Source organism: Pedobacter sp. PLR (assembly GCF_026239675.1).
Classification (GTDB): Bacteria; Bacteroidota; Bacteroidia; order Sphingobacteriales; family Sphingobacteriaceae; genus Pedobacter.
The window spans coordinates 78985-104049 of sequence record NZ_JAPIVQ010000012.1 but is presented as its reverse complement, the minus strand read 5'-3'; the positions used below and the strand labels follow the sequence as shown (position 1 = coordinate 104049).

Sequence of the window (25065 nt, the reverse complement as noted above, 5' to 3'; positions counted from 1 at the left end):
CAGAATTAGTTCAGGACTTTATTTAGCGTGAGTTTATAGCCTACATAAACGAGTGGGACAGTAGAAGCCATCACAATAGTAGTGATTAGCAAAGCGTCTTTTGAAAACAAGGAAACGACTCCGCTGGCTATAAAACAGATGCCCAACTGAATGGTGTTTTGCATAGCGGCTGCTTTTCCTACATTGTGTGAAGCTGATTTTAAGGCTTCTGCCACAACGATAGGGTATGATGCCCCATTGGCCAAAGCCATTAAACAAAATGGAATTAACAATATGGTTAAGGTAGGCGTCATGGTGATGGTAATGATATAAAGGGCTAAACAAGTTGCCGAATAGATGATCAGTAAGTAAGGGAGTAACTTTTTCCCTTCTATTCTACTCGTTAAGCTTCTATAGCCATATCCACCGATTAAAAATGCAATGGTTTGCGGGAAAAAACTTAGTCCGATCTGATTTTCATTGTAGCCCAGTTCTTTTAAGAAGAATGGAGAGCCGGTAAGCCAGGCAAAAAATGCTGCGGAACAAAGGGCATAGAGTAACACATTTCCTAAGAATTGTTTGGATTTTAAGAGTGACTTATAAGATTTGTCTGCTGTGGAGTCCCCGGCTTTAATGGTTTGTACCGTTTTCTCGTCTTTTATGGTTAAGGTGTAAATGATGAGCAGAACTGCAATTAAAGCAAGTGCGATAAAGATTGATCTCCAGCCAAAATAGTTGAGTAAGAATGCGCCCATTAAGGGTGCTAATGCAGGTGATAGTGCCACCAATGGCATAATCGAGGCGAAAATCTTATTGGTTTCTTCCTTTGGATATCTTTCGATCACTAAGGCCTGCCAGCTTACAGCAGCGGCACATACGCCTATTGCCTGTATCAATCTCAGCAGTAATAAAAGACTTACATTGTGGGTGAAATAGATACCTAAGGAGGCAATGGTAAAGATGCTTAAACCCATAAGCACTGTTTTTGGCTTGCCAAATTTATCGGAGATTGGCCCCCATAATAATTGTGCAATACCATATCCAGCCAGGAATAAACTCAAGGTAGCACTGATATTGCTTTTGGAGGTGCCCAGATCTAAACGCATTTTATCGAATGCCGGTAAATACATGTCTGTGGCTAAAAAACCTATAATACTAAGACCAACTAAGTAAAGAAAGAACAGGAAACTATTTTTTTTAGGATTTAACGTAATCTCATTTTTCATGATTACGCAAAGGTAAGTTAAAGATCAGGGATCTGATGGCCATTTTATTGTAAACTGTTCCATTCTTCATCAAGGATGGAGTACAATACGATATCATGAAACTCATTGTTGACCAGTTCGGATTTTCGCAATATACCCTCTTTCGTAAAGCCTAATCTTTGTGGTACGGCCTGACTTCTTATGTTTTCTACAGCCGCTTTTATTTCTATTCTTTTGAGTTTCAATTCCTGAAATCCGTAATTGATCAGGGCTTTGCAGGATCGTATAACTAAACCATTTCCTTCCGCACTTTTTGTTAACCAATAGCCGATAGATGCATTGTTATTTTGGTGATTTATATGGTGTAATCCTATTCTTCCTACCGGAACCTGATCAAACAAAATGGCATAACTCAGCTCTTTTCCTTCAGCCGTAAGGTGTCTGGAGGCAATCAGGTAAAGTAGAAAATCATCGGAGTCCTTCATGTTCTCCACCCAGGGTAGAAATACGGAAAGGTGTGCTCTGTTGTCATCTATAGCCTTGAATAGCAATTTAGCTATTGGTTCGCTGATTACCTCAAGACTTAATCTGTCGTCAATTTTTATCATGCTTATAGGGACTGTGGAGCTTTATAAAGTTCAATATATGGATGTTGTAGCTGAATTCAAACTTTGGAAGGTCTTAATACTATAAGTTTTATATGACAACTCCTTAAACCAGCTACGCAGGTACGGATATGGTATGGAAAGAGATTCCAAATAAACGTTGCTGATCAATTAATTAAAAATTTTGTAACTTTTGATTACTATTTGACGTCTTTAGAAAAAAGAACATGATGAGATCTTCCTGGTTACTCCCTTTATTCCTGATTGCCTCCTTAAGTACTCAGCAGCTATTTGCCCAATCTGACCCTAAGACTAAAGCTTTGATCAAAAAGGTGGAGTCAGGATTGATTCCCGCGGTTCGTTTTGAGGGAGATTCCGTATGGACCATTGAGTCAAGAATGAAACATTATGGTGTTCCGGGATTGAGTATTGCGGTCATAAAGAATTCTAAAATTGCCTATATCAAAAGCTATGGAATCACAGATAAAACAAGCAAAGTTCCGGTAACGGATCAAACGCTCTTTCAGGCGGCCTCGATCAGTAAGCCAGTCAGCGCCTATGCGGCATTAAAGGTAGTAGAGCTGGGTAAAATCGATGCTGACGCGGATGTGAATAATTACCTTAAAACCTGGAAGCTTCCGGATAATGAGTTTACGGCTGCAAAAAAGGTAAATCTGAAACACTTGTTGAGCCATAGCGGCGGAGTTACCGTTGGCGGTTTTGCGGGTTATGCAGTTGGAGATTCCGTTCCTACACTTATTCAGGTGCTCAATGGCGCTAAACCGGCCAACTCTCCGCAGATCAGGGTGGATAAAACTCCTGGTGGATCTTTACGTTATGCTGGTGGTGGGTATTGTATCCTGCAACAAATGCTGATCGATATCGAAGGGAAGCCTTATCCTCAAATCATGAAAGAATTGGTTCTTGAGCCATTGGGTATGACAAACAGTACTTATGATCAGCCTTTAACTGCTGGACAGCTAAAACTGGCGGCGACGGGTTATTTACCAAATGGTTCGGAAGTTCCCGGAAAAAGACATACTTACCCGGAAATGGCACCTGCCGGACTCTGGACGACTGCAACAGACCTTTCGAAATTTATCATCGATGTACAATCTACTTTAAAAGGAGAAAGCCATAAGGTACTATCTCAAAATATGGCCAAACAGTTTGTCAGCCCTTTTATTGAGCCTTTTGAGGGTTTGGGTATTTTTCTGGAAAAAAGAAATGAGACGCAGTATTTTATGCACAATGGCTGGAATGAAGGTTTTTCTAGCATGATGATCGCAAATACAGCGCATGGCGATGGAGTCGTGATCTTAACGAATGGCAATCAGCCAGATCTGAATACGGAGCTGATGCGTGCGGTAACCACTACTTTTAACTGGCCGGATTTTGATTTTCCGGTCTATAAAAAATTAGCTATTCAGGTAGCAGACCGGAATAAGGCGGTAGGTCGTTACCAAACTGACAAATATGGGCTAACTAAAATTCGGGAAGAAAAGGGGAGGTTGTTCCTTCAAAATAATATGGATCAGCCTCTGGAATTGTTTAAAGTAGCAGCGGATACTTATGTGATGAAAGGTTGGGAGCGTAAGGTAAAGTTTTTGCGGAATCCTGCAGATCAGAAAATGTATCTGGTTTACTCGATGTTCCATGATCCGGTTCGCTATGAGAACCCAAGATTGGCTAAGACTGAAGATACACTTTCTGAACTTATTGATAACGGTCAATTTGAAGAAGCTTTGGTTTTATTCAGAAAAATTAAAGCGGCAGATCCGGGACATTTTATCATCAGCGAGTCTAACATCAATGGTCAGGGATACGCGCAATTAAACGCTAAAGATTTTAGAAAGGCTATCGCTATTTTCAAAATAAACACCTTGTTCTATCCGGAAAGCGGGAATACTTATGATAGTCTGGGAGAAGCATATCTTGCCAATGGCGATAAACAACTGGCAAAGGAGAACTATGAAAAGGCCTTGAAACTTAATCCTGGAAACGAGAATGCTGCCAGAATGGTTAAATCATTAACGTCTGAATAAAAACAATATCCGACGCTTGCTCCATAATTAGCATAGGGGTAATTTTAAGGAGCAGGCGTCGGTTATGGTAATATATTGACAAATTATTTATAATATTGGTTTCCCGGAACACCACAAAAAGGGTATCTCAATAATGGCAGTCAGACCACTGGAAAATGAAGTTTACATTCTAAAAAAAATAGCGGAAGGCGACGAGCGTTCCTTTGCTGAATTATTCCATTGGTATGCCAAACCTCTTGCTGAGTTTGTTTTTAAGCTCACAAATTCTATCGATATCACAGAGGAGATCATTCAGGATTCCTTTATCAAGATCTGGGTAAGGCGGGAAACGCTGACAGATATCTCCAATTTTAGTGGTTACTTATATATCCTATGTAGGAATGAGGCCTTTTTAGTGCTAAAAAAAATGGCCGCTAAAAGCGTTGTTCATGCTGCATTTGAAAAAGAGGCTTTAACGGAATTTGCCTTAGATGAACTCGATAACCCTGCGGATGGCTACCGGAAGCTGATCGAAATGGCCGTTGATAAATTACCTGAGCAGCAGCAAAAAGTCTATAAGATGAGTCGGTATGACCGTTTAAAGCATGATGAGATTGCTAAAGCACTTCAATTATCCCCCGAAACAGTCAAAAAACACATCCAATTAGCGGTTCAGTTTATCCGGAAAGACGTAAATGGTCGTATCGATCTGAGTATCCTTCTGGTGCTGACATCTACTATAATCATCCGCTAAAAAATATATTTTAAATCCATTACCCCCTTTTTCCTGAGTATTTACTCTTTAGTGTAGATGAGGCAGATTTCTATGGCCTGCATCTATTAAATTTATGCTAGAAGAACGATTTTCCTATTTATTCGAACAGTATTTCAGTAAGCAAGGCAGTCCTGCTGAAACGGAAGAACTGTTGCGCCTCATTGATTCCGGGAATTATGATCAGCAATTGAAAAGAATCATAGACCAGCATTACTACGGCTTTGAGCCGATCCAAAGTCCGTTTTCTGCGGAACAGGAAAATCGCATATTATCTGCGGTATTGAATGCTCCATCTCCAGCTATCGAATTGAAAACACCTGGTCGCAGGAAATTATGGACCAGCATTTCCATTGCAGCATCTATTGCACTTTGTCTTGGCCTCGGGCTTTATATACAACAGCGTAATACTTATGATAAAGGACAGGAACTGGCGGCAAGTTTGATTGGCCCCGGTTCCAATAAAGCACGATTGGTATTAGGTACCGGCGAAGTGATTCTACTGGATACCCTGAAAAACGGAACGCAGAATCTTGAAGCCGGCGTACAAATTACCAAGACCAAAGACGGACAGCTGATTTATACCATCAATGATTTCGGTTCTAAAAATGCGGGTTTGATCAATACCATTGAGACGCCAAGGGGCGGTCAATATCAGGTACGTCTTCCGGACGGTACAGCAGTTTGGCTAAATGCAGCTTCTAAACTTAAATATTCCAACGTTTTTAGTACTAAGAAAAGGGAAGTGACCCTAAGCGGGGAGGCTTACTTTGAAGTAGCACACTTTGCAAACCGTCCTTTTCTGGTACATACTTCCAACCAGGTGGTGGAGGTATTGGGCACACACTTTAATGTGAATGCCTATCCGGATGAAGAAAATCAGGTCACCACTTTGCTGGAAGGCCGGATTAAAACAAGCAGTAAAGAACAGGACCTTATCTTGAAGCCAGGTGAGCAGGCGACACTGGATGTGCACAATGACCGCTTGAAAAGAGCGGCAGCAGATCTGGAAAGCGTTATGGCCTGGAAAAACGGCGACTTTATATTTAAAGATGAGGATTTGGCGAGTGTGATGAAAAAAATAGAACGCTGGTATGATGTGGAGGTGGTTTTTCAGGATGTTGATCCAAAGGCGGTCAAGCTGGGAGGCTGGGTTTCCCGTTCAAAAAATATTTCCGGCTTAATCAAAATTATTGAACCTATAACAGGCCTGAAAATTAGAATTGATGGAAGGAGGGTGACTGTGATGAAGTAATTCTACTTTACTACAGGGAATCTTAATAATTCAGGAGTGCGCTAACACTCCTGAAAAGTATTGGATTACCCCTGATTAATATTCATGCGAACAAACAATTAAACCGATAACCCAAACTATTCAAATGTATGAAATTTAGTAGTAATTTCTCATATGGGATAAATTCCTGTATGCAGAAGTTGAGTATATGCCCGGACAGGAAGTCTAACCAGCTCAGTCCAGCCTTAAGGCGAAAAATCATTATGCGTATTCAACTTGTTTTTCTTATTGTATTCGCCGCCATGCTACAGGTCAGTGCCAGTAGCTATGCCCAGAAAATCAATATCAACCAAACCAATATCAGCTTAGAAAAAGCTTTAAAATTAATTCGTCAGCAAAGTGGCTACGACTTTCTATTTGATGCTAAAGTAATTCAGAAAGCATCAACATTCAATATCAACATTAAAAATGCGGATATAAATGAGGCTTTAAAGCAATGTTTAAAAGGACAAAACTTAACCTATAGCCTCGAAGAACATACCGTTCTCATTAAGGAAAAATCATTTTTTGAAAGCCTGAAGGAGAACCTGGATTATCAATTAAATGCCAATGACATTACGGGTTATGTTTTTATTGAAAAAACCAGTACGCCCTTGATCGGTGCAACCGTCATGGTTAAAAGGACTAAAAAGGCAGTATATACGGACATTAGAGGTGTCTTTACTATAAAAGATGTATTACCAACAGATACCTTAGTTTGTAGTTATATTGGTTATGTTAATAAATATGTTGCAGTTAAAAATAATATGGGAATTTTTGTTTATTTAACGGAAACTACCAATGCCTTAGATGCGATAGTAGTCCAGGGTTACGGTAAAACTACACAGCGATTAGCTACGGGTAACATTGTCCGCGTTACTGCCAGCGATATTGGAAAGCAATTGCTGGATAACCCAATTATGGCTTTGCAAGGTGCAGTACCTGGTTTAGAAATTACGAGTCTAGATAGCCGGGATGCCGGCCTTAAAAAAATTGAATTAAGAGGACGAAAATCAATTAACGCTAATCTTAGCTCAGAGCCATTATACATTATTGATGGTGTGCCACTCACCATATTAAGCCCCGTATCTAATGCTTTAGGTGCAGGTACGCAAAGTGCGATCTCTACCGGGCTAAATGGCAATAGTCCATTGTATAACATTAATCCGGGTGATATAGAATCGATTGACGTATTAAAAGATGCAGATGCTACGGCGATATATGGAAGTAGAGGTGGAAACGGCGTCATTTTAATTACCACAAAAAAGGGTAAAGCAGGCAAAACAACCTTTGCTATTAATGGTCAGCAAGGCGTTAAAATGATCATTAAAAAATGGGACTTATTAAATACCGAACAGTACCTGGATATGCGCAGGCAGGCTTTCAAAAATGATGGCACCACACCTACCATACTAACTGCACCCGAATTATTAAAATATGACCAAAACAGATATACTGATTGGCAGGAGATGGGTTACGGAAACTTAGGTAAATGGACCAATTTTGATGCGAACCTCAGTGGTGGAGACGCGCAAACTACTTTTAGATTATCATCAGGATTAAACCGGACTAAAGATATTAGTACATACAGCGGCCTAAACCAGCGTATTTCTGCTAATACTTCTTTATCACACAACAGTTTAGATCAACGATTTAAAATAGAATTCATGGCGAGTTATACCTCATCAGAAGATAACAGTATTTCAGTAGGAGATATCGCTATAGCACCAACCAATGCGCCTGATATTTTTGATGTAAAAGGCGGCTTTAATTTTAAGGAATGGGCCAATGAGATGGATGCATTTACCTCCTTAAAAAGACCAAAGAAAAACACTAACGACTATTTAAATTCTAGTATAAGTATAGGCTATAGCTTTTTTAATAACTTTAATTTTAAGGTAAACTTCGGCTATAACAGTAATAATTCAGACTTAAGAAATATTTTACCTCTTGCTAGCTTTAATATAGCCTTAAGTCCAGATTCTAAAGCGACCATAATCACCTCCAACATGAGCGCTAAAAATTTTTTAGTAGAGCCTCAGGCAAATTATAATACTTTTATTGGAAAAGGAAAATTAGCGCTGCTACTAGGAGGGACTTTCCAAAATAACTCCACAAATTCCCGCATATTAACTGCTTCAGGTTTTGCCTCCGACGAACAATTAACCAGCATTAACGCGGCAACTACCTATGTGAATAAGGAGTCGGTTTTAGCCTATAAATACGCAGGTGTATTTGCCAGAATAAATTACAACTGGGAAAATAAATACATTTTAAACTTAAACGCCAGAAGAGATGGAAGCAGCCGTTTTGGTCCGGATAACCGTTATGGTAATTTTGGTTCCATTGGTGCCGCCTGGATTGTATCTGAAGAAAAATGGGTGCAAAAATACCTGCCAAAAGCGATCAGCTTAATTAAATTAAGGGGTAGTTATGGAATTTTAGGAAGCGATGCTGTTGGCGATTATAAATATTTAACGCAATATGGAAATGACTATTTAGGAGTTAAATTATGGCCCTACGATGGAGTCAATGCACTTGTACCACAAATACAACCCAACAGCGATTTTAGATGGCAGCAAAACAAAAAAACAGAACTTGGGCTAAGCTTAGCCTTCTTTAAAGATGTTGTAAACATAGATTTTGCCTGGTATTCTGATTATACAAACAATCAGTTGTTAGAATTTCCATCACCAATCTATACTGGTTTCAATAACATTGTGATGAACTCTCCTGCAGAAGTAGAAAATAAGGGGATTGAATTCATGCTTACAGCCCAAATCATCAACACCAAAAACTTCAGCTGGAACACCAGTTTCAATTTTTCTAAGAACGACAACAAATTAGTCGGATACGAAAACTTTGAAGAATCTCCATATTACAGTTATTATAAAATTGGCCAATCATTGAACAACAGTTATGTTTTCAAAAGTTTGGGCGTAGACCCTAATACAGGGCTGTACACTTATTATGATTTTGATGGAGATGGAAAAGTCTCCTATCTCGGCAATGTTCCGGCCGGTACCTTAGGAGATGACCGGGGTGTAGCGATCAATACTTCCCCAGAATTTTTTGGAGGAATGACCCAAAGTTTCAGATTCAAAAATATTAGTCTGTCTACTCAATTTTATTACAGCAAAATCAAAGGGAAATTTGGTACCCAACCTCTTGGTAGTAGAAACATAACAAAGTACGGGTATGAAAATACCTGGCGGCAACCTGGTGATCAGGCTCTTTATGCCAAATTCACAAACCTAAGCACCCCAGATAATGGTTATTATGGCAGCTCTGATGCCTATTTGGTAGACGCAGATTTTATCAAGCTAAAAAATATACAACTGGCTTATAGCTTGCCTGGGAACGCGCTCAAATTTTTAGGGATAAGTGCATTATCAGTTAATGTTACCGGGCAGAATATTTTTGTGATTACTAAATACAAAGGGATGGATCCAGAAACACAACAATCCGGTGGAATGCCACCAACAAGAGTGTTTACCATGGGTTTAAATTGTACTTTTTAGAGAAATATACTATGAAATTAAATACTAATTATATCAAATGTCTGCTGTTATTAGCAGTGGTATTTACTGTGGCTTGTAAAAAACTGGTGGATATAGACGAACCGATAGACACCGTAACCAGTGTTAAGATTTTTAGTTCTGATGATCAGGCGAGCCAAACTTTAGCCGGATTATATAGCCAAATGGTTGGCACAGATGGAGCTCCGCTTTTAACTTTTGGTGGTGCAAGCATGTATGGGGGCTTAGCAGCGGATGAATTGGTACCCAGTAATCCTGTTGACTATCGCGAAGATAATGAGTTGTTTACCAATTCCATGCTTATAGGAAATACAATATCTGCGAATTTGTTGTGGACAGCTGCTTATAAAAATATTTATGCTGCAAATGCAATATTAGATGGAGAGCAAGCTTCAACATCCGCTCTGCTTACCCCCGGGAAGAGGAACGAATTGAAAGCATCGGCAAAGTTTATCAGGGCATTTAACTTTTTTTACCTCAGTAACTTTTATGGAGAAATACCACTGCCTTTAAGCAGTAAATATAGTGAGACTATAAAATTGATCCGGGTTTCGCAACAAGCCGTTTATGAACAAATTATTAAAGATCTAACGGAGGCGATTGCATTATTTCCACAAAGTACTGCAAGTAGTACTGTTAGAACAAAAGCCAATCAACTCAGTGCAGAAGCGCTTTTAGCCAGAACCTATTTGTATGCTAAAAACTGGGAACAAGCTGCCATACATGCCAATAATGTAATGAACAGTGGCCAATTTAGTTTAGCCGCCTTAGCCCATACTTTCGAACAAAATAGTCGGGAGACCATTTTTGAATTAAACGTGAATAGGAGCGTTTTAATAGGACGGATGAGTGAAACGGTTTCTTTAGTCCCTTTCTTACCACTGTATTTATTACCAGAAGCAGATCAGGAAATGTTTTTAGATCCTTCAATGTATTCAGAGTTTCAACCATATCTTGTTCCGATATTTTACTTGAATGAAAATTTAGTGAATGCTTTTGAAAGCGGAGATCAGCGTAAAACAACCTGGGTAAACTATAATGGAAGTCCAACGGATGCACCTTACAATGGCAAAAAATACTACTTCTCTAATAAATATCCCAATGATGAGCAAGAAAGAACGAGTTATATTGTGATTAGATTGGCCGAAATCTATTTAATACGCGCAGAAGCGTTGGCTATGCAAAATAAAGCAGATCTGGCTTTAGCTGATCTCAATAAAATCCGAAACCGTGCTGGTTTGGATAATAGTTTAGCAAGCAACCAGGCTGGTATTTTAGCCGCGATTGCACAGGAACGCCGTTCTGAACTTTTCACAGAGTGGGGGCACCGCTTTTTTGATCTGAAAAGAACAGGGAAGGCTTTAATTGAACTGGCAAAAACACCTGAGAAAAGTGCCATTAACGCCAATAAATTAGTATTCCCAATTCCATCAAAAGAAATTATAGCAAACCCTGGATTAACACAAAACCCGGGCTATTAATTAATAAAACCATCATAAACTTTTACCATGAAACCTTATTCATCCATGAAGGTCTGGGCAGCTATTGCCTTATTTTCTTCAAGCGTGCTGATCTTATCTTGTGGGGACTACTATGGAGTGCCTGAAAGTGACGAAAGAAAAACCATGCCACTAGATTCCTTTGAAGTTGCAGAAACAAAAACACCTTTACTTGCCAAAACGTATACTTTTTTGGGAATGAAATTTAACACAGAACTGGTCAGCCTGCAAGATGGTGTAGACCATAGTGACTTTCTGTCTGTTCAACTAAATTCAGAAACAGGGGAGACCGTATTAAATTTAATTAAAACAGTAAAACCATTTATGGCTACCTATTTAAAAGAATGGTCCGCAGAAAATAAAGGCATTATGCTTGATTTAAGAAATAATCCCACAGAAACCGGCGAAAAAGAAGCATACAGTTTAGAAAAGGAAGAGACTTTTGCTGTCCCTGTAATCATCCGTTGGGATGCTGGTTCCGCATCAAATGCGGAAGAATTTAAAGCAGCGCTCAACAATTTACCTGGAATTACCGCCAGGAAAATCATTCAAGAAAACACGAATTTTTAAACCTAGAATAAAAAAAACAATGAAAATTAACAACTGTACTAAACTTTTATTAATTGTTCTTTTGATTTTCAGCTCTTTCTTAGCGCAGGCGCAAGACAAGAAAAGTAAAAAATCCAGAAGATCGAAGATCGCTTTATCTGATACCACCAAGGCCGTTGTAAAGCCTAAGATTAATCCTTTAAAAAAAATAAAACCTTACGAAAGCGTCATCAATAAGGATTTTAAGAGCCAGAAAGGCTTATTTAATGTACACCAGCATAGAGATACCATCTATTTTGAAATACCTGATAGCTTGTTGAAGAGAGATATTATGGTCATCAACCGGCTAAAAAAGGTTCCGGGTAATTTCGATATGTTTGCGGGAGAGCAATTGGATGAAAACTTAATTCAATTTGAACTAGGTCCGGATTCCTCCATTAGAGTTCGTTTTAATTTAATTCTTAATGAAGCTGATCCGAAAAGCAACATTAGCAAAGCGGTTTTAGCCTCCAATTTAAATCCGCTCATCGCAACATTCCCTATTATTGCCTATGCTAAAGACTCGGGTAGTTATGTAATTGATGTGACTAAATTTTTAACAGAATACAATTTCATAAATAGTATCAATTCGACTTCTCCATTACTGAAAAAGCTTTCAGCTTCTCCATTAAAGGATACTTATATAGAGTCTATTCGTGCTTATCCATTAAATGTTGAAATTGGTATTAGTAAGAGTTTACCCGGTAAACAAGCAATAGCTGGTACAGGCACCGTAAGTTTAGAAACCAGTACTTCATTTATTGTATTGCCTAAAACGCCGATGCAAAGAAGGTTTTTTGATAAAAGAGTGGGTTATTTTGCCCGACAATATAATGTTTTCGCGGACGACCAGCACCATGCAGAGTCTAAGCAGTTTATTTCCAGGTGGCGTTTAGAGCCTAAAGATCAGGATATTGAGAAATGGAAAAAAGGAGAATTGGTGGAGCCTAAAAAACCAATCGTTATTTATATCGATCCAGCTACGCCAAAACAATGGGTGCCTTTTTTAATTGCAGGTATAGAAGACTGGCAAGTCGCTTTTGAAAAAGCAGGTTTCAAAAATGCAGTAGTAGGAAAAGCCTGGCCAGAAAATGATAGCAACATGCATATGGATGATGCGCGTTATTCTGTTCTGAATTACCTGCCATCAGCGACTAGTAATGCTTACGGACCACATGTTGCCGATCCACGCAGTGGAGAGATTATTCAAACCCATATTGGTTGGTACCATAATATCATGGAATTATTAAATCAATGGTACATCATTCAGGCAGGTGCTAATGATCCTGAAGCAAGAAAAGCCAAGTTGGATGACAAGTTAATGGGCGAATTGATTCGTTTTGTATCGAGCCACGAAGTTGGCCATACCTTAGGTTTACGTCACAATTTCGGTTCGAGCAGTAAAACCCCTGTTGATAGTTTGAGAAGTTTAAGTTACCTGAAAAAGTATGGACATACGGCCAGTATGATGGATTATGCCCGTTTTAACTATGTTGCCCAACCAGAAGATCACATTCCTCAAGAATACTTATTCCCTAAAATTGGCGATTATGACAAATGGGCAATTGAATGGGGCTACAAAAATAGCTTTGCAGCCAATGCTGATGAAGATCAGAAAATTGTTAACCAATGGATAGTTGACCGTGTATCTGCAAACCCTAGATTATGGTTTGGAGATGGTGAAACGGAGTATGGCGATCCACGTTCTCAAACAGAGGATCTGGGTGATAATGCGATGAAAGCCAGTGTTTATGGGATTAAAAACCTAAAAAGAATACTACCAAAATTGAAAAATTGGGTCTATGAAAAAGATGCTGATTATACTAATTTAACTAAAATCCATACGGAGCTTGCCACTCAATACAATAGGTATTTAAACCATGTGTTAAAAAATATCGGTGGCGTTAACCGAAACTATAGTAGCCAGGGTCAGAATAAAGCGGTATATACCGCAACACCCCGGAAAATGCAGTTAGAAGCCATGCAGTTTTTTGATAAAGAGCTATTTACGACGCCTACCTGGTTGTTGAATAAAGATTTGGAAGACAGAACATTGGACCCAATGTACAATGGAAGCGGAAACCCTTCCGGAGCACATTTTGTGGAAGATTTTCAGGTCAAAGTATTAAATACCTTATTAAGAGATGGCTTTCTGCAAAACATTGTAGCAAATGCAAATCGGTTTGGCAAAGGTTCTTATACCATTGATGACCATTTAAATGCATTGCACAAGATGATTTGGAGAGATTTAAATCCAGCTCAAATCAAAATGGATCGTTCCCGCAGAAATATGCAGAAAAGTTATGTTGGATCTTTAATCGCTATTCTTGCTTTTAAAAATGTACAAACTTCAGAAACGGATGTGCCTTCAATCGCTAAAGCCGAATTAAAAAGAATACGCATCAGTATAAAAAATGCAATTCCTAAAACACAGGATAGCATCACCAAATATCATTTAATTGATATGCAGGAAAGAATTGATAAAGCCCTTTACGTTAAAGGTTAACAATCATTCCACAATACGTTTCTCAAGCCTCCTCGCTAAATTTAGCCTGGAGGCTATTTCTCCATCCATTCCTTTTTTAATTTCATTTACAATGCTGAACAAGAAGATATTTCTACTTGCGGGGTTTATATTATGCCAGCTTTTTAGCTACGGACAAACGATATTGTCCGGAAAAGTTCAGTCTGCGGATGGTTTGCCTATGCCAGGGGTGAGCATCAGGGTCGTTAATCTGGGTTTGGGTACCTCCACTGATTCCATTGGACGTTTCCGCCTCAGGGCGAATAGCACTGGTAATTACCTGCTTCGTGTTTCTGCAATTGGTTATTTACCAGATAGTCTGCGTTTGCTGATTAAAGGGGATAGCCTAAAGGTTAATTTTATCCTCCGTGAAAACAACCATAACCTGGCAGGAATTGAGATTCTGAATATGCGCAATCTGACGGAGGTTAACCGGGATTATACCCTGAGCCCGATTGCTATGGTGCTTACTGCCGGCGCTGCTGCGGATGTAACTGCTGCATTGCAAACTTTTCCAGGTGCTGCTCCTGCAGGAAATGAAACCGGCTTTTTTGTGCGTGGGGGCACAGCGGCAGAAACTACGGTACTGTTCGACGGGATGCTGGTGAAGAATGCTTTTGGCAGTCGTTTGCCGGATCTGGCTAATAGAAGCAGATTTTCTGCCTTCCTTTTTGACAAGACGACTTTTAGTACCAATGGATATGCTGCGGCGAATGGCCAGGCATTGTCTTCTGTTTTAACATTAGATACCAGAGGTGTTGCTCAGAAATCTTCTACGGAGTTTGCATTAATTAGTTTGGGCCTGGGTGCAGCGCATACCCATCGCTTTAAGAACAGCTCTTTGACCCTGGGTGGTAATTATTATAACTTTTCTCCTTATAATTCTTTGGTACCACAATATACGCTTTGGGAAAAGGATCCGGAACAAAAGCAGTTATCACTTCATTATAAATTGAAAACTTCGGGCACAGGAATGTTAAAGGTTTTTACCGATTACAGTGATACAAGGCTTTCCTTTAATATCAAGAATCCAAATTATACCTCGCTGGATTTGCTTTCTAACCGCAATAAGAACTTATACTTCAATACGAATTATCAGGATTTTGTTGGCTCAGACTGGAAAGTATATGCAGGTGCTGCCTATAATAGTACCCTGGAATCTGGTGAGGTAAATGATGTTGCTTATCACCAGGATGATAAGGTAGGGCATCAGAAGTTATATTTTGCCAGAAAATTCAGGGGGAGCTCATTGATCAACCTGGGAGGAGAGCTGTTTGAGAATACCAGGTCAGAAGGTTATGGCGGGACTTCCAGAAGCTATAGCGATGTGCTTGCTGCGGGATTTGTGGAATCGGAACTCTATTTTACAGATCAACTGAACTTAAAGTCGGGGTTGAGGTTGGAATCATCGTCCTACCTTAAAAAGATGAATCTGGCACCACGTACTGCCTTATATTATCAGCCAGATGCTAAAAACAAGCTGGTGGCTTCCTATGGCATCTACTATCAAAAACCTGATGATAGTTTCCTTACCCAAACCGCTTCACTGGATTATGAAAAATCTATTCAATATGCGTTGGAGTATGAGCTGAAAGTCTTGTTTAGAGTTTTAAGGGTCTCTGCTTATCTGAAAGATTACCAACAGCTCGTTAAAATTAAAACACCAGTATTTTCCGGTTTTCAGGCTTACGGGCCACCAATGCAGATTTCTGATTTCAACAATAAAGGAAAAGGTTATGCAAGAGGCTTTGATGTGTTCTGGAAAGACAAGCAGAGTATGGATTTAACCGAGTACTATGTTTCGTATTCTTTTCTGGATACCAAAAGAGATTATATTGATTTTGAAAGCGCAGCAAGACCTTCTTTTGCACCGAAGCATACCTTTAACCTGGTCGCAATGAGGGGTACAAGGGATGTTCGCTGGCAGTTTTCAGGCACTTATACTTATAGCAGCGGCAGGAGTTATTTCAATCCTTTAAGCAAGGTTTTTATGAGCGAAAGGACTCAGAATAATCACAATGTCAGCCTGGGAATTACCCATCTGCCGGGATGGATTAAAGGATTCTCCGCCTTTAACCTGAACGTCAATAATGTATTTGGCTTTAAGAATGTATATGGGTATCGCTATGCTTATGATGGCAGTCGGAGGGAAGCTGTTCTTCCCCCTGCAAAGCGTAGTTTTTTACTCAGTTTTTTAATGAATATTGACGGGGATGATTTTAATCATTAGCAGGCCTATGATCAGGACTTATTTCCTGATCAACGGTATCGAAATGCTAAAAGTTGAACCTTCACCAACAACAGAATCCACCCAGATTTTACCATCCAGTTGTTTAATGATTTCCGAAGAGATATAAAGACCAAGCCCCAGGCCAGGGAAAGTGTTTTCCTTAGTGCCGGTTACGCGGTAAAACTGCTCAAAAACCCGGTCTTTTTTATCCTTGCTGAGGCCGATACCGAAATCCTGCACGCGCAACCGGACTTCCGTATCATGGTCTTCCGTATAGACTATGATTTTATCAGCATCCGGAGAATATTTGATGGCGTTAGTCATCAGATTGACAACGATCTGGGTTATCCGATCTCTATCTCCGCTTACCATCCTTTTAAAAGACAGCTGATGTTGTATCTGGTGTGTAGCGGAGGTAAACTGGATATCATCGATGATATCCAATACCATCTGGTTAAAATCAAAAGGTACATTAGTCAGTTCTAACCGGCCTGTGTTGATTTTTGTGACATCGAGTAAATCTCCGATTAAGCTGGAAAGCCTGTTAATCTGACCATCCATCTTCGCCATCAGGCCTGCATTTTTGGTGTCTCCGGCTCTTTTAAGCATCATTTCCAATACCTGGGCATAGGCTTTTATACTGGTAACAGGAGTTTTAAGCTCATGACTAGCCACGGCGAGGAAGTTATCCTTTTGATGCTCTAATTCTTTTTGATCGGTAATGTCGGTATTGGTTCCATACCATTTTACGATTTCACCATCGGCATTTCTCAGTGGTAATGCCCTCACTAACCACCAACGGTAAGCACCGTCTTTATCAATCGCACGGAATTCAATTTGGTAAGGATCACCAGTACTCAGACTAGCCGACCAACGATCGACCACCGATTTTAGGTCCTCGGGGTGTATTGTTTTTGTCCAGCCAATTTCCAGCGCATCGGAAATACTGATGTCACTACGTTCATACCAGCGCTCATTAATGTAATCCAGCATACCATCCGGCATACTCGTCCATACCACCGGAGGAACAGAATCGGCAAGGAATTTCATTTCTTTTAAGAGTGCTTTCAGCTCCGTAGTCTTTTTATCGACTGCATTCTTCGCATTGATCTCAGTTCTTAAATCCCGCGCAATTCCAGCGATAGCAATCGGTTCATTATGAAGTTCATGACGAATCATAAACAGCTGTTTGTGTATTGGAATGATCTCTCCGGTAATTTGATGTACCAGGTCTAGCCGGCCTGACCATTTGCCGTTTTTATACAGTTGAGGTAGGATAGAACTTCTGATTTCTTCCGAGGAAACCGTGCTATGATACCTGTACAGACTAATGCCCTGCATATTCAGTGGATCGATACCAATTAATTTTCCACCGGCCTCATTCATATAAATGGTATTGCCGTTAAGGTCACAATAATTACAAAAGTCTTCACTAATGTCTACGATAGTAGCCAGACGTTTCAGCTCAGATTTAGCATCCATCTCTGGCCGCAAATCACGGGCAGTGGCACCTCTTCCAATGATTGCTCCGGAGAAAGGATCTTTAATCAATATATAGTTTACCTCGCATGGTATTTCAGTTTTTGTTTCACAATTACGGAGGTGAATCAAGCCTTTCCATCCTTTGAGTTCAGTGATTTGCTGGATGAGGGTATTTTGAACTCTGTGTAGCTCTTCCGGCGTATAAAAGTCTGCGGCAGTCATGGTGCTGATGTCTGTATCATCTGGAACGCCCAACATTTTTCTCCCTGAAGCATTCATATAAATCAGCTTTCCATCCATATCAGCGATAGACATGTGGCCCGCATTGTTGTTGATGAGGGAGAGGAGTTGCTGTTCAATAAGGCTGGCCGTTGCTTCATTGGTAATGTCCAGGGCGATTCCGGCAAAGCGGTATACTTCTCCCTGTGGATTAAAATAAGCTTTTCCTTTACAATGAACCCAGCGCAATTGCTTGTTATGCTCACTTATGGTGCGGTATCGTAAATCATAATCTGCGGCGGTCTCCGGATTGATGGCCGCCTGAACGGCAAGGTCAACGTTCTCTTTATCATGTGGATGGATGCAGCTTAGTACGGATTGGTAATTGATTTCCCGATCCGATTCAAAGCCGAACAGCTCGCGGCATTTTGCATTCCAGAACACGGCCTGACTTAATGGATTCAATTCCCAGGTACCTATTTCTGCGGCTTCAATGGCAAATGTTAAACGCTCTTCCGTTTCACTGATCTTCTGCTTTGCGAGGACCAGCTCAGTAACGTCAATTGCGGTATGTATAATGGCTTGTGTACTTCCGTCTTCGGCCAATATCGCTTTATACGTGAAATTGAAGTAGAAAGACTGAAGGACGCCGTCTACCACCAGGTTTGCCTGTTCCTGCTCGCCCTGATAGGTAATTCCGGTATCATACACTTGCTGTAACAAGGCAATAAAGGGCTGATCTTTTAATTCAGGAATCGCATCAATCATATTCCTTCCAATCACGGAATGATCTTTCCCCCAAAAATTCAGCATGTGTTGATTGGCAGCAGTTATCGTAATGTTTCTACTGGTGTAAATTGCTGTCGCTGAAGGGTAGGCCTGAACCACCGCGTTAAACTGATTTAAATTGAATACTGAATTCATCTGGTGGTTAAAGTGTGTTAACTAAGATAGTCTTATTTGTGAGTTTTTTTTAACCCTTTTCAGCGGGTTTAACACGAACTGTGCCAAAATTTAAAACAATTTGTGGGTACAGACGCTAACAGATGCCTTTTCTTATGGATTGAATGTCTTTTTTTTTTCGATCAAAAACTGTAACGATCATTTTTCACTAAATTTGTAATCCAGTTTGACAATAGCTAAAATAAGGGATTTAAATGAAGGTACTTTTAATAGAGGATGAAATAGCGGTAGTTTCTTTGATAAAAAGAGGCTTGATGGACGATAATAGTGAGTTAGACATCAGCGTCGCTATGGATGGCCTTACTGGCTTGAAAATGGCGGGGATGCATCAGTTTGACCTGATTATTCTGGATGTCATGTTACCCGGTATGGACGGCCTTGAAGTTTGCCGGAACATCAGATTAACAGACCCAGATGTACCTATTATCATTCTTTCTGCCTTAAATCAAACGGAAGATATTGTGGCCGCGTTTAATCAGGATGCTGATGAATACATGACCAAACCCTTTAAAATGGATGAATTAAAGGCTCGTGTATACCGAAAATCCCGTAAATCGGGGACTGTACGTGCCACTCCGGCAAACATCCTGTCTATAGCCGATCTGGTGCTGGATAAAGATAGTAAAACGGTTACCCGGGCAGGGAAAGTCATTGTGCTGACTGCCACAGAATACAGACTGCTCGAGTATCTGATGCAGAATATGAACCGGATCATTACCCGTGTGGATATTCTGGAAGAGGTATGGGGCATGGATTTCAACCTCAGTACCAATGTGGTGGATGTATACCTGAATTACCTGCGAAAAAAAATAGATAAGAACTTTAGTCCTAAATTGATCCATACCGTGATTGGTATGGGATATGTATTGAGAGTCCAGGATAATTATGAAAATTAGAACCAAAATCATTCTGCTATCTTCGGCAATAGGGAGTTTAATCCTGTTGTCATTTGCAGTGTATGTTTCTTATTTTACGGCCAGAACCCTGGAGAGCAAGTTCTATATCAGGTTAGAAGAAAATGCCAAAATGTTGGGGAATCATGTCTTTAATTCTCAAAGTTATAAAGACAAAGGCTATTATGAATTGAGCAATCAGTTCATCAACCAGTTTTCCTTTGGAAAGAATTTCCTGGTCAGGGTTGCTAAAAACAAGAAGCAGCCCCGATATGAACCGCTTTTACCGATGGATAATTCTTTTTTTGAAGAAGCTATTGAAAAGGGAAAGGCCGAGCTCATGTTAAACGATACGGCCTATGTTGCGCTCTTTTTTGTAGACAAAGACCATGATAAGAATCTGGTGGTCGTTTCTTCGGCAGTGGATGATTTTGGGAAAGCAGAACATGCCGATCTCAATCGCGCACTGATCTCAGGAGTAGCGATTTTCTTAATTTTCATCGTTTTAATTTCATTCTATTTTGCGGAAAAACTGCTGAACCCGATTGCATCGATCAATAAACGGATCGGTTTGATCAATATCAGTAACCTGAACATGAGGTTGCCTGCTAAGAAGACAAAAGAAAAAGACGAGATTGAAGTGTTGATCTCGAATATCAACGATATGCTAAGCCGCCTGGAGATTGCAGTAAAATCCCAGCGGAGTTTTATCAGCAATGCCTCCCATTCCTTGAGGACACCGATGACGATCATCAGTGGGGAATCTGAACTGGCATTAAACAGTCTGGACCCTAAACATCCTGCACATTATTCTTTAGAAATGGTGTCCAGAGAAGTGGATCGGATGAACCTTATTGTCAACAATCTACTTTTGCTTTCCAGAACCGGATATGATGGTAAAGTGCAAAACATGAGTCTGGTCAGGATTGATGAGTTGCTCTACAGTGTGAAAGAATCGGAAGGATACCTGAATGATAACCACCGGATATTTCTGGATTTCTCTAATATCCCGGAGGATAGTAACCTCCTGAGCGTTTACGTGAACGAGGACCTGTTCTTTATCGGACTTTCCAATATCATTTCCAATGCCTGTAAATATGGCAATGAGAAGGAAGTGAAAGTCAGTATTGAAGTGATCCATTCTAAGATTGTCATCCGGGTAATTGACCAGGGGATCGGAATCCCGGACCGTGATAAACCACATATTTTCGAATCCTTTTTCCGGGCATCAAATGTGGGCAGTATTTATGGAAATGGCCTCGGCCTGGTACTTGCCAAAAACATCTTTGAACTTCATGACGCCAGCCTGACTATTGAATCTACGGAGGGAAAGGGCACTATAGTGACCATAACCTGTCCTGTGGCGGATTTCTAATCTCGCTCTTATTTTTACCTAATATGGCGTTAATACTCGGTTTAACGCATTATTAGGTCTGTCGCCTATACTTGTATCAATAAGTAAAGCGATATGAAAATAAGAACCAGTATAGGCGTAGTTTTATGTGCAGTTTGTCCGGCAATAGCATCGGCACAAACACCTGTTGATAGTGTAAAACAGGCCGGCAGATTAGTCCCCGCGACTAAAAAAGCAGCCAAAGATTCTTCTATATTTAACCTAAATGTACTTGGACGTACCTCATTAAATATTGGCCAGAATAAGGAGCGTCATTTAAATGCCGGCTTCAGACTGGATGAAACCAGACTCTTATTGAGTGGTAATGTTCATCCTGACCTATCCTATAAAGTTCGTTTCCGTTTAAACAGATCCTTCAATACCACTATTCAGGACAATGGCTCGAGGGCTCTTGACTGGGCGCAGGTCAACTATCGCTTTGGTAAGCAAAAAGAGTGGGAAGTAATTCTGGGTAAACAAGCCGCTATGGTTGGAAGTTATGAATTTGCCAACAACCCGGTTTATGAATATATTTTTACAGATTATGTAGATCGTATCCTGAATCTTTTCGTAGTAGGTGCTAACTTCTCTTATAAAGCCAACCCTAATCATACCTTTCATTTACAAGTTTATAACACCTCCACAGAGACTTTTGATCAGCTGATCAAAACCGCTGGTTACGGAGCAGGAGATTTCAAACAATCTGAGCGTCCAATGGGTGCTTATTTAACCTGGGAAGGTAGCTTCTTCGATAAAGCATTCCATACCAAATGGTCTTATAACTATTCTCAACTGGTAGCAAATGGTGATAATCATGCCATTTCCCTGGCCAATAGGTACCAATCTAAAAACACAAAAATCTATTTGGATCTCCAATATTCTGATTATGGCGTAGACCATACGATGTTGGCTTCCAGTCCGATTCATGCCTTCAAAGGAAATGTCGGTACAGATAGAACCATGCTTAGAGATGTCGTTTATAAGTCGGCGGTATTGAGGTTTGATCAGCAATTCAACAAAAGCTGGGGCATGTCTTTAAAAGGAGCTTTTGAAACAGCGAGCGCCCGCAAAGACAAAGAAATTGGCAATGATTTCAGGAAAAACTGGACAGGCTATGCTGCATTGGAATACAAACCGGTACCAACTAAAGACTGGAAACTTTTTGCAGGATATATAGACAACACCATTAGCTACAAAAACAGGATTGCGCTTCCCAATGAAAAGAACAATCGCTTTATCCTCGGCACGTATTTTAACCTGTCGGCCATCTAAGGAAAGCACCCATTAAAAAACAGATAATAAATTTAATACTATAAACTTTTATGCGTTTAACACCCAGAGAAACCGAAAAATTGATGCTGCATCTTGCAGGTGAGCTTGCCAGCAAACGCCTCAAAAGAGGAGTGAAGCTGAATTATCCAGAATGCATCGCCTATATCAGTGCAGAGATCATGGAGAAAGCAAGAGATGGAAGGACTGTAGCCGCATTAATGGATTACGGAACCAAGTTACTGAGTAGAAAACAGGTGATGGAAGGCGTTCCTGAAATGATCCATGATGTGCAGATTGAAGTCACATTTCCAGATGGAACAAAGCTAGTTACCATTCATAACCCGATTCGTTAATCTTTAAAATCATAAACATGGTACCAGGAGAATACATTATAAAGAAAGAAGACATCAGAGCAAATGTTGGGTACAATACCACCCCGATTTCTGTGACCAATACCGGAGACAGACCGATACAAATAGGTTCTCATTATCATTTTTTTGAGGTGAATCGTCATTTGCAGTTTGACAGAGAACTTGCATTTGGGAAGAGACTAAATATTCCGGCAAGTACGGCCATTCGTTTCGAACCCGGAGAAAGTAAAGATATCATTCTGATAGAGATCGGTGGTAACAAAGAGATCCACGGATTTAACGGCCTGACCAGTGGCAAGTACACGGATGAGAAAGTGAGAGCAGCAGCGATCAAAAAAATGGTTGAAGAAAAGTATAAAACCGTAAAATTAAGATAGAATATTATGGCAGATTGGAATAGAAGAGAGTGGATTAAGGTAGTTGGTATGACTGCCATGGGTAGTGTAGTTGGTCTTAGATCTTTAGGATTAGACAAACTTGGCCTGGATGCAGGATCCGTTAAATATATAGATGGGGAACTTTATATCCCGAGAGCAAAATATGTAGCGCTTTTTGGCCCTACTACAGGTGATAAAGTTCGTTTAGCCGATACAGAGTTGTTTATTGAAATTGAGAAAGATTTCGCGGTATACGGAGAAGAGAACAAATTTGGTGGTGGTAAGACCATTCGTGATGGTATGGGCCAGTCTGCCCGTGCATTATCAGACGAAGGGGTACTGGATTTCTGTATCACTAACGTGATGGTAATCGACCATTGGGGTATCGTAAAAGGTGATGTTGGGATTAAAGACGGTAAAATTGTAGGTGTAGGTAAAGCCGGTAATCCTGATGTTCAGGATGGCGTAACCGAAAACATGATCATCGGTGCCTCTACGGAAGTACATAGTGGAGCCGGTATGATCCTGACAGCAGGTGGTATCGATACGCACATTCACTTTATCAGTCCACAGCAAGTTGAAACGGCACTTTACAGTGGGGTAACGACCTTTATCGGTGGTGGTACCGGACCAGCAGATGGTACGCATGCTACTACAGTAACTTCAGGTAAATGGTACATCGAAAAAATGCTTCAGGCATTCGAAACCCTGCCAATCAACGTAGGTTTATTCGGTAAAGGAAACGTGTCTACAATGGCACCTATTGAAGAAATGGTAGAAGCCGGGGCCCTTGGTGTCAAGATCCACGAAGATTGGGGAGCTAATCCCGTGACGATCGATATGGCACTAAAGGTTGCCGATAAATATGATATTCAGGTGGCGATCCACTCTGATACACTAAATGAGGCTGGTTTCCTGGAAGATACGGTTCGTGCTATTGACGGTCGTGTGATCCATACTTTCCACACGGAAGGTGCTGGTGGTGGTCATGCTCCGGATATTATGAAGATTGCAATGTATCCTAATATCCTGCCTGCATCGACTAACCCAACAAAACCATACACCATTAATACTGCGGAAGAGCATTTGGATATGTTGATGGTATGCCATCACTTAGACAAAAACGTAAAAGAAGATGTTGCTTTTGCAGATTCAAGAATTCGTCCTCAGACGATTGCTGCCGAAGATATTCTTCAGGACATGGGTGTGTTTAGCATCATGAGTTCTGATAGTCAGGCAATGGGTAGAGTAGGAGAAGTAATTTCCCGTACTTTCCAGACTGCTCACAAAATGAGAATTCAAAGAGGCCCGTTAAAGGAAGATGAAGGAAAAGGTAATGACAACTTCAGGGTGAAACGTTACATCGCTAAATACACGATCAATCCGGCTAAAGCACATGGAATTGACAGTTATGTAGGATCGATTGAGCCGGGTAAGATTGCCGATTTGATTTTATGGAAAGCAGAAATGTTTGGCGTAAAACCAGAGATGGTCATCAAAGGAGGAATGATCCTTGGAGCGAAAATGGGAGATGCGAATGCCTCTATTCCAACACCTCAGCCTATTATCTATAGAATGATGTTCGGTAACCATGGTAAAGCATTATCCAGCACTTGTTTCAACTTTGTTTCTAAAGTTTCTTTAGAAAATGGAGCGATCGCAAGATATGGATTGCAACGTACCAGTCTTCCGGTAAAAGGATGCAGAACGGTGATGAAAAAAGACATGGTTCATAATGATGCAATGCCAGTGATTTCGGTAGATCCGGAAACTTATGATGTGCGTGTAGATGGCGTTCTTGCTACCTGCGAGCCGCTGGCTGTACTTCCTATGGCGCAACGTTATTTCCTTTTCTAA

17 protein-coding genes are annotated in these 25065 nt (G+C 40.4%); 14 read left to right on the top strand and 3 right to left on the bottom strand.

From position 1 onward, the window contains the following. Window positions 1-5: 5 nt before the first annotated feature. Window positions 6-1205 carry a purine nucleoside transporter PunC gene (gene punC, locus OQX61_RS23540; protein WP_265844294.1) on the bottom strand — a complete coding sequence of 400 codons (1200 nt, stop codon included), beginning with the start codon at window positions 1203-1205 and terminating at the stop codon, window positions 6-8. A 44-nt stretch (window positions 1206-1249) separates the two neighbouring features. Then, complete coding sequence (locus OQX61_RS23535) at window positions 1250-1792, bottom strand: GNAT family protein (RefSeq protein WP_265844293.1); 543 nt, start codon at window positions 1790-1792, stop codon at window positions 1250-1252. 224 nt (window positions 1793-2016) lie between these two features. On the opposite strand from OQX61_RS23535, the gene OQX61_RS23530 reads away from it, so the two are divergent. The 8 genes from OQX61_RS23530 to OQX61_RS23495 all read left to right on the top strand — a co-directional run bounded on the left by OQX61_RS23530 (window position 2017) and on the right by OQX61_RS23495 (window position 16238). Next, complete coding sequence (locus tag OQX61_RS23530) at window positions 2017-3834, top strand: serine hydrolase (RefSeq protein ID WP_265844292.1); 1818 nt, start codon at window positions 2017-2019, stop codon at window positions 3832-3834. Between the two features lie 133 nt (window positions 3835-3967). Next, window positions 3968-4567: an RNA polymerase sigma-70 factor gene (locus tag OQX61_RS23525; protein WP_265844291.1), complete on the top strand. Its 600-nt coding sequence runs from the start codon at window positions 3968-3970 to the stop codon at window positions 4565-4567. Between the two features lie 94 nt (window positions 4568-4661). Continuing rightward, window positions 4662-5840: a FecR family protein gene (locus OQX61_RS23520; protein ID WP_265844290.1), complete on the top strand. Its 1179-nt coding sequence runs from the start codon at window positions 4662-4664 to the stop codon at window positions 5838-5840. Between the two features lie 242 nt (window positions 5841-6082). Then, complete coding sequence (locus OQX61_RS23515) at window positions 6083-9379, top strand: SusC/RagA family TonB-linked outer membrane protein (RefSeq protein WP_265844289.1); 3297 nt, start codon at window positions 6083-6085, stop codon at window positions 9377-9379. Window positions 9380-9390: 11 nt separating this feature from the next. After that, entirely contained in the window at window positions 9391-10878 is a 1488-nt protein-coding gene (locus OQX61_RS23510) for a RagB/SusD family nutrient uptake outer membrane protein (RefSeq protein WP_265844288.1), read from the top strand. Window positions 10879-10905: 27 nt separating this feature from the next. Continuing rightward, entirely contained in the window at window positions 10906-11466 is a 561-nt protein-coding gene (locus tag OQX61_RS23505; RefSeq protein ID WP_265844287.1) for a hypothetical protein, read from the top strand. Between the two features lie 19 nt (window positions 11467-11485). Next, window positions 11486-13990 carry a zinc-dependent metalloprotease gene (locus OQX61_RS23500; protein WP_265844286.1) on the top strand — a complete coding sequence of 835 codons (2505 nt, stop codon included), beginning with the start codon at window positions 11486-11488 and terminating at the stop codon, window positions 13988-13990. A gap of 91 nt (window positions 13991-14081) precedes the next feature. Then, window positions 14082-16238, top strand: a complete 2157-nt coding sequence (locus OQX61_RS23495; protein ID WP_265844285.1) for a TonB-dependent receptor — start codon at window positions 14082-14084, stop codon at window positions 16236-16238. Between the two features lie 18 nt (window positions 16239-16256). Here the strand turns inward: OQX61_RS23495 and OQX61_RS23490 are convergent, their stop codons facing one another. After that, window positions 16257-18863 carry a PAS domain S-box protein gene (locus OQX61_RS23490; protein WP_265844284.1) on the bottom strand — a complete coding sequence of 869 codons (2607 nt, stop codon included), beginning with the start codon at window positions 18861-18863 and terminating at the stop codon, window positions 16257-16259. 233 nt (window positions 18864-19096) lie between these two features. Here OQX61_RS23490 and OQX61_RS23485 point away from each other — a divergent pair, with 233 nt between their 5' ends. The 6 genes from OQX61_RS23485 (at window position 19097) to ureC (ending at window position 25065) form a co-directional block, all read left to right on the top strand. Next, window positions 19097-19798 (top strand): response regulator transcription factor, encoded by a 702-nt coding sequence (locus tag OQX61_RS23485; protein WP_265844283.1) that lies wholly within the window; start codon window positions 19097-19099, stop codon window positions 19796-19798. After that, window positions 19788-21170 carry a HAMP domain-containing sensor histidine kinase gene (locus OQX61_RS23480; RefSeq protein WP_265844282.1) on the top strand — a complete coding sequence of 461 codons (1383 nt, stop codon included), beginning with the start codon at window positions 19788-19790 and terminating at the stop codon, window positions 21168-21170. The genes OQX61_RS23485 and OQX61_RS23480 overlap by 11 nt, the downstream gene beginning before the upstream one ends. Window positions 21171-21263: 93 nt before the next feature. Beyond that, the gene (locus tag OQX61_RS23475) at window positions 21264-22460 is read left to right on the top strand and encodes a porin (RefSeq protein WP_265844281.1); all 1197 of its coding nucleotides are present in this window, start codon (window positions 21264-21266) and stop codon (window positions 22458-22460) included. 50 nt (window positions 22461-22510) lie between these two features. Beyond that, window positions 22511-22813 (top strand): urease subunit gamma, encoded by a 303-nt coding sequence (ureA, locus tag OQX61_RS23470; protein ID WP_182953713.1) that lies wholly within the window; start codon window positions 22511-22513, stop codon window positions 22811-22813. Window positions 22814-22830: 17 nt separating this feature from the next. Beyond that, the gene (gene ureB, locus OQX61_RS23465; protein WP_265844280.1) at window positions 22831-23208 is read left to right on the top strand and encodes an urease subunit beta; all 378 of its coding nucleotides are present in this window, start codon (window positions 22831-22833) and stop codon (window positions 23206-23208) included. A 6-nt stretch (window positions 23209-23214) separates the two neighbouring features. After that, entirely contained in the window at window positions 23215-25065 is a 1851-nt protein-coding gene (gene ureC / locus OQX61_RS23460; RefSeq protein ID WP_265844279.1) for an urease subunit alpha, read from the top strand.